Annotated in this window: 15 protein-coding genes and 1 other RNA gene; 10 read left to right on the top strand and 6 right to left on the bottom strand. The window is 67.9% G+C overall.

Annotation, left to right across the window (positions count from 1 at the left end):
- Position 1: 1 nt before the first annotated feature.
- From ACOHX0_RS18300 to ACOHX0_RS18285, 4 genes are all read right to left on the bottom strand, one after another.
- Positions 2-1,588, bottom strand: a complete 1,587-nt coding sequence (locus ACOHX0_RS18300; protein WP_420678599.1) for an ABC transporter substrate-binding protein — start codon at positions 1,586-1,588, stop codon at positions 2-4.
- A 419-nt stretch (positions 1,589-2,007) separates the two neighbouring features.
- Positions 2,008-2,454 carry a D-aminoacyl-tRNA deacylase gene (gene dtd / locus ACOHX0_RS18295; protein WP_420678598.1) on the bottom strand — a complete coding sequence of 149 codons (447 nt, stop codon included), beginning with the start codon at positions 2,452-2,454 and terminating at the stop codon, positions 2,008-2,010.
- Positions 2,455-2,628: 174 nt separating this feature from the next.
- Positions 2,629-3,633: a DUF2927 domain-containing protein gene (locus ACOHX0_RS18290; RefSeq protein WP_420678596.1), complete on the bottom strand. Its 1,005-nt coding sequence runs from the start codon at positions 3,631-3,633 to the stop codon at positions 2,629-2,631.
- Between the two features lie 169 nt (positions 3,634-3,802).
- Positions 3,803-4,954, bottom strand: a complete 1,152-nt coding sequence (locus ACOHX0_RS18285; protein WP_420678595.1) for a pseudouridine synthase — start codon at positions 4,952-4,954, stop codon at positions 3,803-3,805.
- A 63-nt stretch (positions 4,955-5,017) separates the two neighbouring features.
- Here ACOHX0_RS18285 and ACOHX0_RS18280 point away from each other — a divergent pair, with 63 nt between their 5' ends.
- Genes ACOHX0_RS18280 through ACOHX0_RS18270 form a run of 3 tightly spaced genes read left to right on the top strand, consistent with a single transcriptional unit; the run spans position 5,018 to position 6,949 of the window.
- Complete coding sequence (locus ACOHX0_RS18280) at positions 5,018-5,467, top strand: nucleoside deaminase (RefSeq protein WP_420678594.1); 450 nt, start codon at positions 5,018-5,020, stop codon at positions 5,465-5,467.
- Positions 5,468-5,473: 6 nt separating this feature from the next.
- Positions 5,474-6,322, top strand: coding sequence for an aminoglycoside phosphotransferase family protein (locus ACOHX0_RS18275; protein WP_420678593.1), 849 nt, complete (start codon positions 5,474-5,476; stop codon positions 6,320-6,322).
- 3 nt (positions 6,323-6,325) lie between these two features.
- The gene (locus tag ACOHX0_RS18270) at positions 6,326-6,949 is read left to right on the top strand and encodes a DNA-3-methyladenine glycosylase I (RefSeq protein WP_420678592.1); all 624 of its coding nucleotides are present in this window, start codon (positions 6,326-6,328) and stop codon (positions 6,947-6,949) included.
- Positions 6,950-7,062: 113 nt separating this feature from the next.
- Here the strand turns inward: ACOHX0_RS18270 and ACOHX0_RS18265 are convergent, their stop codons facing one another.
- On the bottom strand, positions 7,063-7,755 hold the full coding sequence (locus ACOHX0_RS18265; protein WP_420678591.1) for a metal-dependent hydrolase: 693 nt from the start codon (positions 7,753-7,755) through the stop codon (positions 7,063-7,065).
- 199 nt (positions 7,756-7,954) lie between these two features.
- On the opposite strand from ACOHX0_RS18265, the gene gatC reads away from it, so the two are divergent.
- From gatC to ACOHX0_RS18230, 7 genes are all read left to right on the top strand, one after another.
- Positions 7,955-8,242, top strand: a complete 288-nt coding sequence (gene gatC, locus ACOHX0_RS18260) for an Asp-tRNA(Asn)/Glu-tRNA(Gln) amidotransferase subunit GatC (RefSeq protein ID WP_420678590.1) — start codon at positions 7,955-7,957, stop codon at positions 8,240-8,242.
- Positions 8,243-8,326: 84 nt separating this feature from the next.
- Positions 8,327-9,814: an Asp-tRNA(Asn)/Glu-tRNA(Gln) amidotransferase subunit GatA gene (gene gatA / locus ACOHX0_RS18255; protein WP_420678589.1), complete on the top strand. Its 1,488-nt coding sequence runs from the start codon at positions 8,327-8,329 to the stop codon at positions 9,812-9,814.
- 68 nt (positions 9,815-9,882) lie between these two features.
- On the top strand, positions 9,883-10,662 hold the full coding sequence (locus tag ACOHX0_RS18250) for a hypothetical protein (RefSeq protein ID WP_420678588.1): 780 nt from the start codon (positions 9,883-9,885) through the stop codon (positions 10,660-10,662).
- On the top strand, positions 10,655-11,332 hold the full coding sequence (locus ACOHX0_RS18245) for an N-acetylmuramoyl-L-alanine amidase (RefSeq protein ID WP_420678586.1): 678 nt from the start codon (positions 10,655-10,657) through the stop codon (positions 11,330-11,332). Before ACOHX0_RS18250 ends, ACOHX0_RS18245 begins: the two co-directional genes overlap by 8 nt.
- A 181-nt stretch (positions 11,333-11,513) precedes the next feature.
- Positions 11,514-11,944: RNase P RNA component class A (rnpB, locus tag ACOHX0_RS18240), an RNA gene on the top strand.
- 185 nt (positions 11,945-12,129) lie between these two features.
- Complete coding sequence (rpmG, locus tag ACOHX0_RS18235; RefSeq protein WP_008554190.1) at positions 12,130-12,297, top strand: 50S ribosomal protein L33; 168 nt, start codon at positions 12,130-12,132, stop codon at positions 12,295-12,297.
- 227 nt (positions 12,298-12,524) lie between these two features.
- Entirely contained in the window at positions 12,525-12,962 is a 438-nt protein-coding gene (locus tag ACOHX0_RS18230) for a hypothetical protein (RefSeq protein ID WP_420678584.1), read from the top strand.
- A 103-nt stretch (positions 12,963-13,065) separates the two neighbouring features.
- Here the strand turns inward: ACOHX0_RS18230 and ACOHX0_RS18225 are convergent, their stop codons facing one another.
- Complete coding sequence (locus ACOHX0_RS18225) at positions 13,066-13,542, bottom strand: GNAT family N-acetyltransferase (protein ID WP_420678583.1); 477 nt, start codon at positions 13,540-13,542, stop codon at positions 13,066-13,068.

The following is a 13,542-nucleotide window of genomic DNA, read 5'->3' as shown; positions in this document are numbered from 1 at the left end:
GTTAGGCCGCAACCCACATTTTCATCGGAGCGTAGAGGTCCATCAGGTCAAAACCCTTGTGGTCCTCGACCCAGCCCGCCAGGCGGTCCGAGGTGGCGCCGATGAAGTCGTTGAACATCGGGCAGATCAGGCCGCCGTCGTCGCGGATCATGGTGGAGAGGTCGGCGTACATCTGGGTCCGCTTGGCCTCGTCCAGCTCGCCGCGCGCAGCCACCACCAGCTGGTCGAACTGCTCGTTGAAGAAGCGGGTGTCGTTCCAGTCCGCGGTCGACAGGTAGGCGGTCGACAGCATCTGGTCCTGGATCGGGCGGCCGCTCCAGTAGCTGGTGCAGAAGGGCTGCTTGTTCCAGACTTCCGACCAGTAGCCGTCGCTGGGCTCGCGCTTGATGTTCAGCTTTATGCCCGCATTGTTGCAGGACTGCTGGAACAGCGCCGATGCATCCGGTGCGCCGGGGAAGGAGTTGTCCGAGGTGCGCAGCAGGACCTCGCCGTCATGACCCGACTTCTGGAAGTGGAACTTGGCCTTGTCCGGGTCGTACTCGCGCTGCTCGGCCTCGGTGAACAGCGGGTAGGAGGCGTTGATCGGGCTGTCGTTGCCGATGGAGCCGTAGCCGTGCAGGATCTTGTCAACCATTTCCTGCCGGTCCATCGCGTACTTCAGCGCCAGGCGCAGGTCGTTGTTGTCAAACGGCGCCGTGTTGCAATGCATGATGAACACGTAGTGGCCCGGACCGGCAGTGGAGCGCACGGTGATGCCCGGCGCCCGGTCGACCAGCTTGGCGGTGCGCGGCGGCACCCGGTCAATCATGTCGACCTGGCCGGACTGCAGCGCCGCGACGCGGGCGGTATCGTCGTTGATGATGAGGACTTCGATGGTGTCGGCGTGGCCCAGTTCCGGGTCCCAGTAGTCCGGGTTCTTCTCCGCCACGAAGCGCACGCCCATGTCGACGTCCTTCAGCACGTACGGCCCGGTGCCGATCGCCGCCGCCGGATCGTCCTTGCCGCCATTGGGCTGGATCAGCAGGTGGTAGTCGGTCATCAGGTAGGGCAGGTCGGCGTTCGCGGTCTTTAGCTCGATGATGAAGTCATTGCCCTCGGCCCGCATCGCCGCAATGTCGCGCAACAACCCCAGCGCGCCCGATTTGGTGTCCTCGCCTGAGTGGCGCTCGATGGTGGCGAGCACGTCCTCGGCAGTCACGGTCTTGCCGTTGGAAAAGGTGACGCCGTCGCGGATCTTGAAGGTCCAGGTCTTGGCGTCGGCCGAGGCCTCGACGCTTTCGGCCACTTTCGGCTGCAGCCCGCCATCCGGCGCCAGAGCCATCAGCGGCTCGCCCCACAGCTTGCTGACCATGGTCATCGCGGTGTTGGTGGTGCTGGCCGGATCCAGGCTGTCGGTGGTGCTGCCGCCCTGGATCGCGGCCTTGATGGTGCCGCCCTTCTGCGGACCGGCTGCCTGCACGGCATTGGACATCAGCAGGTTTGCGGATACCGCGGTAAAGCCCAGCGCGGCGGCCTTGCCGAGGAAGGCGCGGCGGGACAGTTTGCCCGCGGCCGCCTGGCTGGCCAGATACTGGATATAGTCGCTCATGGAAGTCTCCCAATTGGTGTGCGGTGCTGTCAGCACTCATTTTCTTGATTGGTCTTTCAAGATTTGCGCATTTGCAGCAGCCTCGCAAGATTTATTCGTGGCCCCCGACAGCAGGGAATGTGCTGCCGGCCCAGGGCCCCAAGGCGGGTGTCGCCTTTCTTCGGCGGTGTGCCGCTTTTGGGCTCATAGCGCTTTACAAAACAAAAATATCTCAGGAATGCGACCAGAAAATTTTTCCGCCCCCGATACGCGCTTTTTGCGCTGTTTTTCGGCCTTCGTCAGTATCGCTGACCCATTTTCTGCAAGAATCATTTGCGTTTGGCGGTGAGTTTTCTCGAGGCGCGGGGCGCGCCGGAGCCATTCCATGTGCACGGCGCACGGCAGGATGGCCCGATGAGGAAGGCCCCGGGTGCGCGGGCTCACTCCGCGGCGGTGTCGATCCACATGGTGACCGGCCCGTCATTGATCAGGCTCACCTGCATGTCGGCGCCAAAGCGGCCTGTCGCGGTTTCGAGCCCCAAGCCGTCCAGCGCCGCGGTGAAATGCTCGTAGAGCCGTTCTCCCCCGGCCGGCGGTGCCGCAGCGGAGAACCCGGGCCGGTTGCCGCGCCGGGTGTCGGCCGCAAGGGTGAACTGGCTCACAACCAGCACGCCGCCGCCGCTGCCCAGAACCGAACGGTTCATCTTGCCCGCACCGTCCTTGAAGATGCGCAGCCTGGCGATCTTTGCGGCCAGTTGCTCGGCTTCGGCCGTGCCGTCCCCCGCCATGGCGCAGACCAGCACCATCAGCCCCGGGCCGCATTGGCCGATCACCTCTCCGTCCACGGAGACCGAGGCCTCCCGGACCCGTTGCACCACTGCGCGCATGCCGCTCTCCTTCGTCTGCAAGCTTTGCGCCACAGTGGCGGCGGCGCGGCGCGGGCGCAAGCCGGAGCGCTGCGAGGGGCCGGGCAGGGGGCGGCGCAGCGGGGGCGGGCGGTATCCGCCTGCGCTGCGGTCAGACCCGCTGCCTTGGCACGTGGGACCCCGGCCCAGTGGCGTTCAGAGCGGCCCGCCCGCCAGCGCGCGGGTTTCGCCCATTTGTTCGCGGACGATGGCGCGCACAAGCGGGCGCGCTTCGTCCGCGCTCATCCCGGGGGACAGGCGCGGGTCGTACAATATCTGCAGCAACTTCTCGTCAAAGCTGGTCAAGAGCGCAAACTCGTCATCGTCGTTGAAAATCGAAGGCCGCGCCCGCGGGCTGTCGTTCCTCAGGCCCAGCCCCTGCGCCACTTCTTCGTGTACGCAGCTCTTACGCACCAGATCGGGGTGTTCGGCCCGGATCAGCGCCACGCCGCGGCTGTAAGCCAGCGGATCGCCCTCGGGCCCGCCCGCCACGACCAGGCAGTAGTAGCTGCGCGGCGGCGCCGCCAGCAGCGCCAGCTCGCGCGCGCCAAGCCCGGGCAGCAGCTCGCGCACCCGCTCGGCGACAAATGCGCTGTCGTCGAGGCTGGCAAACAGAACGTGGAAATTGGCTCGGCCTGGGACCGTGCTGACCGGATGGCCGGTGATCCTCGCCAGCCGCGCCGCATAGTCCCGCAGCATGGCCCGGTCGGCGGCGCGCTGCGCAGGCGGCACCGAGGGGCCGAACTCTGCCGCGATCCGCACCGGCCCGGGCCAGCGCCCCAGCCCGCCGACAAGCCCGTTGCCGCCGTACTCATCATAGAAAGCCAGCGCCTCGAAACTCTCGGCCAGGCCGTCCGCATCGAAGGGCGTGTCCGGGCCGCCGCCATCGGTGCGCAACAGCCCGCGGATCAAAAGGTCGCGCTCCAGCAGGCGGTAATACTGCGCCAGTTCCTGGCTGTCGGCGGAGGGGGCGGGCGTTTTCGGGACCAGCGCGGCGGGGCGGGGCCGCGGCACCAGAGATTGCCGTTGTCCCTGCGGCTCGCAGGCCGCCGCGGCGAGGAGGCCGCAAATCAGCCCGGCGCGGGCCGCCGGGGCGAACCGGCGGCGCAGGCGCGGGCGGGGCTTGGCCGGGCGGGCTGCGGGAGCGCGGGTAAGCCGCATCACGCTTTCAGCCGGCCCGCGCGGCAGCGGCGCCGGGCAAGTGCCGGGCAGTTACTAGTGGCGGCATGCGCGGTCCCCCTCAAGCGCAATGGATGTGCTGAAGGCAACCCTAGGAGAAGCCGCGTGCCCATGCCAGTGCCAATACGGCCGCAGGAGGAGGCAAGGGTGGTCAGCCGCGGCGCGGTTTGCCGGCGCGGCCATTCGGCCCGCCAGCGGCGCCTGACTTGGCGTCCCGCGGTCCGGAGGCTTTGCCCCGGGCGGGCGTGCCGGATTTCGCGCCTGGTTTCGGGCCGGACTTCGAGCCGGGCTTGCCGCCGGCCCCGCTGCCGGGTTTGACGCTGGTCCGGGAGGTCCGGGAGCTGAATGTCTTGCCAGCTTCCGCACCGGACCGTGCGCCAGCCCTCTTGCCAGCCCCCATACCAGCTCCCGCGCCGGTCCTGCCTGTGGGTTTTGCGCCCGGTCTGCCGCCCGGCTTGCCCGCTGGGCTGGTGCCTGGCTTGCCCCCCGGTTTCCCGCCACGGCTGCGCACCGGGCGGCTGGCGGGTGTTTCCTCGGGCTTTTCCAGGCCCAGCTGGTCGCGGACCACCTTCGGGCGCAGCTCTTCCACTTCGCCGGGCTTCAGGCTGCCGAGCTGGAACGGACCGTAGGACAGCCGCAACAGCCGGTTCACGCTGAAACCGATATCCTCCATCGCGCGGCGGATCTCGCGGTTCTTGCCCTCGCGCAGACCCACCGTCAGCCAGGCATTGGCGCCCTGCTGGCGGTCCAGCGCCACCGTCATCGGCTGGAACCGCTCGCCTTCGATCACCAGCCCCTTGCGCAGCGGCTCGAAATCCTCGTCTTTCGGGCGGCCGTTGATGCGCACCCGGTAGCGCCGCAGCCAGCCGGTGGAGGGCAGTTCCAGCTTGCGCTTGATGCCGCCATCGTTGGTCAGCAGCAAGAGGCCTTCGGAGTTGATGTCAAGCCGCCCCACCGTCATCACCCGCGGCAGGTCCCCGGGCAGCTCGTCGAAGATCGTCTTGCGGCCCTTTTCGTCGCTGGTGGAGGTTACCAGTCCGATGGGCTTGTAATACATCCACAACCGCGGGGCCTCGGCCTCGGGCAGAGGCTTGCCGTCGACCAGGATGCGGTCTTTCGCGGTCACGTTCAGCGCCGGGCTGGCGATGGTCTTGCCGTTCACGGTGACGCGGCCCTCGGCGATCATGCGCTCGGCCTCGCGGCGCGAGGCGACGCCGGCGCGGGACAGAACCTTGGCGATACGGTCGCCCTCAGGCGGCTGGCCTGCGGGAGAGCCCTTGGGGGATGCGGGTGCTTTGCTCATGGCCCCGTGCCATAGAGTATTCCGGCCGCTTGCGAAAGCGTGCAATCGCAGGCAGGAAGGGGCATGGCTTTCAAATCGCATATGGGCGCGGCGCTGGCGCAGGCGCGCGCCGCCGCGGCGCGCGGCGAGGTGCCGGTGGGCGCGGTGCTGGTGGCGCCGGACGGGCGGATTGCGGCCGAGGCGGGTAACCGCACCCGCGAGCTGAACGACCCCACCGCCCACGCCGAGATCCTGGCCATCCGCGAAGCCTGCGCCGCCATTGGAAGCGAACGGCTCACTGGCTGCGACCTTTACGTCACGCTGGAACCTTGCGCCATGTGCGCCGCCGCCATCGCCGCTGCCCGTATCCGCCGGGTGTACTACGGCGCCGCGGACCCGAAGTCCGGCGGCGTGGCGCATGGGGCCTGCGTCTTCTCGCACCCGCAGGCGCATCACGCGCCTGAAGTCTATGACGGAATTGCCGAAGCGGAGGCCGCGGCGCTTCTGAAGGATTTCTTTTCCGGCAGGAGGTGACCCGGCATGACCGCTACAGCAAAGCCGTCCGATGCCCTGCTTGAGGAATTCGGGGTCTCGGATCCCGCGTTTCTGACAGAAACACCGATTGCGCGCCTCTGGCGCGTGACCAGGGGATGCGGAGGCCCGGCTGTCCTGAAGGTGTACAGGGGGCGCGGATCCGGCGGCGAGGCCGCCGGCTTCGGCTACCTGCGCGATGCGCCGCAAGCGCAGGCTGTCCGCATCTATGCCGTGAGCACCAATGCTGCGTTGATCGAGTGGCTGCCAGGCCCGTCCATTGGCGATACCGCGCGCAGCGGAGATCTGGCCGGGGCGGACCGTCTGCTGCTGCAAACCGCCCGCGCGCTGCATGCCGGTGCCAGCGGGGCAGAGGCGTCCTTCCTGCCGCTGGAGGAGCGCTTCAGCGCGTTGCGCGCCTTCCAGCCGCGCAGCCTGCCGGGGGGCCGCCTGCGCGATGGGCTGGAGCGCGGCCGCGGCCTGGCCCTTCACCTGCTGGCCACCCAGACAGACACTTGCGCCCTGCACGGCGACCTGCATCATGAAAACGTCCGGCTGGGTGCGCGCGGGTATTGCGCCTTCGATGCCAAGGGGCTGCGGGGCGAACGGGCGTATGAGCTGGCAAATGCCTTCCGTCACCCGCGTGGCTGCACCCGCGGGCTTCAGGATCCGGACGTGATCCGCCGCCGTGCCGATCAATGGTCCGCGGGGCTTGGCTGTTCGGCCAAGCGCCTGCTTGCCTGGGCCGCCGCCAAATGTGCATTGTCGGTTGTTTGGCGTCATTCGGAGCCGGCGGAAACAGATCCGGAGACGGATCTGCTCATGGCGCTTCTGCAAGCGCATTCAGAAAGGGAGTGATTATTGGCTGACCTCTACACCGCCCCGGACGGCCGTCCCCGCTGCGCCTGGAGCGCCTCGGCGCCGGATTTCCTGCGCTACCACGACGAGGAATGGGGCTACCCAGTAGGTGACGACATCCGGCTGTTCGAGAAGCTCTGCCTGGAAAGCTTCCAGTCCGGCCTCAGCTGGCGCACCATCCTGGACAAGCGGGAGAACTTCCGCGCCGCCTTTGCCGGGTTCAACTTCAACGAGATGGCGAAATTCGGTGAGGCGGATGTGGCGCGGCTCTTGCAGGACAAGGGCATCATCCGCCACCGCGGCAAGATCGAGGCGGTGATCAGCAACGCTGCCCGTGCGCAGGAACTGGTGGCGGAGGCAGGCTCGCTGGCCGCCTTCTTCTGGAGCTACGAGCCCCGGCCGGAAGATCTGCCGGAGCCGCAGACCGCCTCCACCAGCCCGGAGTCGGTGGCGCTCTCCAAAGCGCTGAAGAAGCGCGGCTGGAAGTTCGTGGGCCCCACCACCGTCTTTGCCTTCATGCAGGCGATGGGGCTGATCAACGACCACGCCTGCGGCTGCCTCTGCCGCGGGAAGGCCGCTGCGGCGCGGGCCGCCTTTACCGTGCCGAAGCTGGAATCCGGGGCCTGAAACGCAGCCGCGCCGGGCCGCGAGGCCCGGCGCCCGGCCCAACGGGAGCGGATCTGCGCCAGCCGATCCGGCGACGGGCGGGAGATCGCCGCCGCCGCCAGCCAGGGCGGTACTCAGAAGTCGATTGCCTGCATCACCTCCGGCTCGATCACCTCGACCTCCGGCAATCCCTCGATCAGATCCTGCGCGTCCTGCGCCAGCACCGGGAAGCTCTTGTAGTGGCAGGGGATCACCGTCTTGAAGTTGAAATAACGTTTTGCCGCATAGGCCGCCTGCTTCATGTCCATGGTAAAATGGCCGCCTGCCGACAGGATGCCCACGTCCGGCTTGTAGTAGTCGCCCATCCATTCCATGTCCGCCATCAGCGCGGTGTCGCCGGAAATATAGAAGGTCTTGCCCTCGGCCATCAGCATGTAGCCCACTTCCGAACCGCCGGTGCGCAGCCCGTCCTGGGTGCTGAAAGTGGAGCTGTGCGAGGCGGGCACCATGGCAAGCTGCACGCCGCCCAGATCTACCAAACCGCCCTTGTTGAAGCCGATGGTCTCCACCTCCTCGGTCTCGCCCCAGAAACCCATCAGGTCGTATTGGCCGATCACCGGCACCTCCAGCCGCTTGGCCAGCGGCAGCACGTCCACCACATGGTCGAAATGCACATGGGTCAGGATGATATGGGTCGCCCCCGCCACCGCCGCCTCGTGGCTCTCAGGCGGCAGCACCGGGTTGCCGCTCAGCCAGGGGTCGAGCAGCAGCACCTTGTCTCCGGTCTCGAAGCGGAAACTGCCGTGGCCCAGCCAGATCACTTTCATAGGTCTTCTCCCCGATTGCCGGCGCCGTGGCGCGCCGGACCCAGCCTAGCAGCCCGGCGCGGAAAGGAAATGCGCCGGCGCGCAAAATCCTCCCTGGCCGGTGCCTGCGGCGTTCCACGGCGGGGCAGAGGCGGCCAGCAGGCTTGCGGCCCGGGCGGTGCAGCGGTAAATGCCTCTGTAACACGAGATGAGGGTTTCCATGTCGATTGACCAAAGCACCGCCGCAAAGGTGGCCAAACTGGCCCGGATCAAGGTCGAGGATGACGCGCTGCCGGCGCTGGCCGCCGAGTTCAACACCATCCTGGGCTTCATCGAGCAGCTGAACGAGGTCGATGTCGAGGGCGTCGAGCCGATGACCTCGGTCACCCCGCAGCGCCTGAAGCGCCGCAAGGACGAGGTCACCGACGGCGGCCAGCAGGACAAGGTGCTGTCGAACGCGCCCGACGCCCGCGAGGGCTTCTTCGCGGTGCCGAAGGTGGTGGAATAAGCAGCGCCCGCAGGCTGCCTGCCGGGCGGCCGACGCTGCAGACGGGCAAGGCCCCGAGACAATTTGCCCAAGAGAGGCGATGATATGACCGAACTCAACAAACTCACCCTGGCAGAGGCCCGCGACGCGCTGCGCAAGGGCGACACCACCTCGGTGGAGCTGACCGAAGCCTGCCTGAAGGCGATCGACGGCGCCGCGGCACTCAACGCCTTCGTGCACAAGACGCCGGAGATCGCGCTGGAGCGCGCCAAGGCTGCGGACGCGCGGATCAAGGCGGGCGATGCACCTTCGATGTGCGGCCTGCCGGTCGGCATCAAGGACCTGTTCTGCACCAAGGGCGTGCCGTCGCAGGCGGCTTCCGGTATCCTCGAAGGTTTCAAGCCCGAGTATGAATCCACCGTCTCCCAGCAGCTCGCCGACGCCGGTGCGGTGATGCTTGGCAAGCTGAACATGGACGAATTTGCCATGGGCAGCAGCAACGAGACCTCGGTCTACGGCAACGCGGTGAACCCCTGGCGGCGCGGCAATGACGATGCGCAGCTGACCCCGGGCGGCTCCTCCGGCGGTTCAGCGGCGGCCGTGGCGGCCGACCTCTGCCTCGCGGCCACCGGCACCGACACCGGCGGCTCGATCCGCCAGCCCGCGGCCTTCACCGGCACCGTCGGCATCAAGCCCACTTACGGCCGCTGCTCGCGCTGGGGCATCGTCGCCTTCGCCTCCTCGCTGGACCAGGCCGGCCCGATGACCAAGACGGTGCGCGACGCCGCGATCATGCTGGAAGCCATGTGCGGCCACGACGCCAAGGATTCCACCAGCGCCGACATTGCAGTGCCAGATTTCGAGGCGATGCTGACCGGCGACATCAAGGGCAAGAAGATCGGTATCCCCAAGGAATACCGCATGGAAGGCATGCTCGCCGGGATCGCCAAGCTCTGGGCCGATGGCGCCGAGATGCTGAAGGCCGCCGGTGCTGAGATCGTCGACATCTCGCTGCCGCACACCAAATATGCGCTGCCCGCCTACTACGTGATTGCGCCCGCCGAGGCGTCCTCCAACCTCGCGCGCTATGACGGCGTGCGCTACGGCCACCGCGCCGCGCTGGAAGCCGGTGACGGCATCACTGAAATGTACGAGAAGACACGCGCCGAAGGCTTTGGCCACGAGGTGCAGCGCCGCGTGATGGTCGGCACCTATGTGCTCTCGGCGGGCTTCTACGACGCCTACTACAACCGCGCCCGCAAGGTGCGGACGCTGATCAAGAAGGACTTCGAGAATGTCTTTGCCGCAGGCGTCGACGCGATCCTGACCCCGGCGACCCCTTCGGCCGCATTTGGCCTCGGCGAGATGACCGAAGCCGATCCGGTGCAGATGTATTTGAACGACGTCTTCACCGTGACCGTGAACCTGGCGGGCCTGCCAGGTGTGGCGGTGCCGGCCGGTCTTAGCGGCCAGGGCCTGCCGCTGGGGCTGCAGCTGATCGGCAAACCTTGGGAAGAGGGCGATCTGCTGAACACCGCCTATGCGCTGGAGCAGGCAGCAGGATTTGTGGCCAAGCCGCAGCAATGGTGGTAAACCGCCGTCCGTCCTAGTCCAGGGCCTGACAGAGGCCTGACACAGAGCAGAACTGACAGGTGATATCGATGCGAGCATTCTTCTCCCTTGCCGCCGCAGGCAGCCTCCTGGCCGTGGCGGCCTGCGCGCCCGCAGTGCCGGACAGTGCCGCAGGCGCCGGTCTGGACGGCGATCCCTTCGCCGCGCCCCCGGCAGCTGGCACCACCATCACCGGCGCGCCGCTGGCGGCGCCCGCGCAGATCTCCAGCGAGCCGCTGGCGGCAGAGGGCGAGGCGGAAGCCGCCGCAGCCCCCGGCCGCTACGCGTCCTCCGCTTCGGCCAGCAGCGACGACATCGCCCGCGAAGCCGCCGCGGCGCTGGCGGCCTCGGGTGCCAATTCCGGCGAGGCGCCGCTGCAGGCGGGGCCCTCCAACCCGGCACCGCCGCTGGCCGGCAACCGCGCCATTTCGGATGAAAACGACTTCGAGGCGGTCTCGGCCCGGCAGTCGATCGAAAGCGACGCCGCCCGGCTGGAACGCCAGCGTGCGCAATACGAGATGGTCCCGCCCGAAGCCGTGCCGGTGCCGGAGCGCGACAGCGGCGCCGCGCCGAACATCGTGAAATTCGCGCTGAGCACCAGCAATCCCAAGGGCGTGCGCCTCTACAGCCGCACCGGCTTCAACCTTCAGGCGCGCCACACCCGCAACTGCGCCGGGTTCGCTTCTGCTGACCGCGCCCAGGAAGCTTTCCTTGCGGCGGGCGGCCCCGAGCGCGACCGCAAGGCGCTGGACCCCGATGGCGATGGATTTGCCTGCGGCTGGGATCCGGCCCCCTACCGGCGCGCGGTGCAAACCGCCGGCAATGGCTGACCAGCCCGGGGCCCGCTGGCACCCAAGCCCGAACCGCGGGCCCCGCAGGGACGGCCTGATGCCGTCCCTGATCGTTTTGCACTACACCGCGATGGAAAGCGCTGCGGCCGCCCTGGAGCGGCTCTGCGATCCGCTGGCCGAGGTTTCGGCCCATTACCTGATCGGCGGGGACGGGACGCTCTGGCAGATGGTCCGGGAGGATGCCCGGGCGTGGCACGCGGGCGCAGGCGAGTGGCGCGGGCAGGACGACATCAACTCCCGCTCCATCGGCATCGAGCTCGACAACACCGGCAGCCACCCATTCAGTGCTCCGCAATTGGAGGCGCTGGAGGCGCTGCTCGCAGACATCATGGCCCGTTGGGATATCGCGTCGGCGGGGGTGATCGGCCACTCCTGCATGGCGCCGGGGCGCAAGTCCGACCCGGGCCCGCGATTCGACTGGCTGCGCCTGGAACGCCAGGGCTTGGCCGCGCGGCCCGCCCTGCAGCAGCCGGTTGCCCCCGGAGACGCTGCCGCCTTCCGCAAGGCCGCCCATGCGGCAGGTTTCACCGCTTCCGCGGATGATGGCGCCTTGCTGGCCGCCGTCCGCCTGCGCTGCCGGCCCTGGGGCAGGGGGCCGCTTGTTGCCGCCGATTTCGCCTCTTTGCACTGTCCGGCCCAGCACAGCTGACAGGATGCGAGGCTCTGCCTCGCGCTCCGGGATATTTCCAGCCAGAAGAAGTCTTCCTCGGCTCCTTCTTCTGGCTTGCAAATATCCTGGGGTGAATTGGCCGCAGGCCAAGAGGGGCAAAGCCCCTGATCCGCACGCCAAAGCTTGACGCCGCCGGTGCTTGCGCGTAGGCGGCGGGGGCGCAGAAGGCTGGACGGCCGCGGGGAGCGCAAGTTCCGCGAGGAAAGTCCGGACTCCATGAAGCAACGGTGCCGGGTAACGCCCGGGCGGGGAAACCCGACGGAAAGCGCCACAGAAAACAGACCGCCCGCCGGACCGGAGGTCCGCCGAAGGAGCATCCGCGCGGGTAAGGGTGAAACGGTGGGGTAAGAGCCCACCGCGCCCCTGGCAACAGGGGCGGCACGGCAAGCCCCACCGGGAGCAATGCCAAATAGGGCCCCCGCGCGGGCAGGTCCCGGGCAACCGGGAAACCGCCGCTAGGCGCGCTTCAGCCGAGAGGGGCCGGGTTGGCAGCTTGAGCGGTGCAGCGATGCACCGCCTAGATGAATGGCCGTCGAACCCGGGATTACGGTCCCGGGGGGACAGGATCCGGCTTACAGGCCTTCTGCGCGTTTGCCTCAACTGCTGCCCTGTGGCGGCTGGAAGCCAGTCCCGGGCCGGATCCGGCCGAATGTTGGCCCAAGTGCGGCTTTTCCCGCCCGCAGCCTATTGACACAGGCGCCGGGCACGGTAAAAGCCGACGCTCAGATAGGAATTTACCGAAAGGCCCCTGCCTTTCCGGACGCAGGAGAACCACCATGGCGAAGCCGACGACCATCAAGATCCGCCTGAACTCGAGCGCGGGCACGGGCCACTTCTACGTGACCAAGAAGAACGCGCGCACCATGACCGAAAAAATGGTCGTGCGCAAATATGACCCGGTTGTGCGCAAGCACGTCGAGTACAAGGAAGGCAAGATCAAGTAAGCCTTGATTGTCTGACCAATTTTGGAAAAAGGTCCCGCCGCCGCGGGACCTTTTTTCGTTTCCGGGCCGCGGTGAAAGTTGCTTTGCCCGCCGGGATGACCGGGCCGGATTTGTCTCAAATGCCAGATGCGTTGGGCCCTGTGCCGGAGGGCTTCGGCACAGTCTTGCCGCAATTCGCCGTTAGGTTGAAACCGGTTGTTAAAGGGTTTGTCAAAGGCGGGTTTGCCATGCGGTTCTTGTCGATCAGTGCAGTATTGGCCGGGGTTGCGGTGCCGGCGTCCGGGGCGCGGGAGACCGTCGCGGTACCGCCGCCGCCCCTGGTGCTCGAGCAGCCGCTGGGCGGGGGCCTCGACGGCGCTGCGTACCCCGTGCTCCTGCCGCAGGGCGGGCAAGCGGGCCCTGCCTCCGGCGGCCAGGCGCGGGTCTGGCAGTTCCGCCATGACGGGCATTTGCTGGAGCTGTCCGTAGTGCAGGCACATGGCTCCGGCATTGCGGTGCTCAGGGTGCCGGAGGGTGAAGCCGGGGCGCTGCTGCCAGAGGTGTCTGAGGCGGATTTCCGGCAGGCGGCGTCTGCGGCTTCGGGCTGCCGTGCCGAGGGGCCGGTGCGGCCGCTGGCAAGCCGCCCCGGCACGGTCGCGCTGTCGGCCGGGCTGAATTGCCGGTAACGGGCAGATAATCGTCCAGGCAGGCGCCGGGGGGACCAGCGCCAGTAAGGGGCCGCCAGCGGGGATGGGGCGGCCCCTTTTCTGTGCGCTGCCGGCGCTGTGTTCAGCCAGCCCGCATCTCTGCCACCGTCAGTACCGGTTCCAGCCCCATGCGCTGCATCAGCGCGGCCGAGGCGGTATTGAATGGCGCATAGGTGGTTGCAATCACTGTGACGCCGCGCGCTGCCGCCCGCGCCTTCATTTCCGCCATCAGGGCCCGGGCGACGCCCTGGCGGCGATGGGCCTCCGCGACCGCGATGTGCTGCAGCATGACCCGGGTCTCAGCCGCGCGCACGGGCAGAGCGGGGCGCACCTCCAACGTGAAGATCAGATAGCCCAGGAGTGCGCCTTGCGGGTCCTCGGCGGCGAGGGCAAAGGCATCCGCGCTGCTCAACCAATCCTGCAGCCAGGCGGCCAATGCACCGTCCTCCGGGTCTGCCACGTGGCGCGCAGGCTGATGCGCCACATGCAGCGCGTGCAACTCCTTCAAGAGCGGCAGCAGGCGCGGGGCCTCGGCGGGCGGAACGTCAATGATCTTCAT

The organism is Cribrihabitans pelagius, assembly GCF_048820915.1.
GTDB classification, from domain to species: domain Bacteria; phylum Pseudomonadota; class Alphaproteobacteria; order Rhodobacterales; family Rhodobacteraceae; genus Cribrihabitans_A; species Cribrihabitans_A pelagius.
The sequence above is the reverse complement of the archived record's forward strand: the minus strand, read 5'-3'. Positions and strand labels throughout refer to the sequence as shown.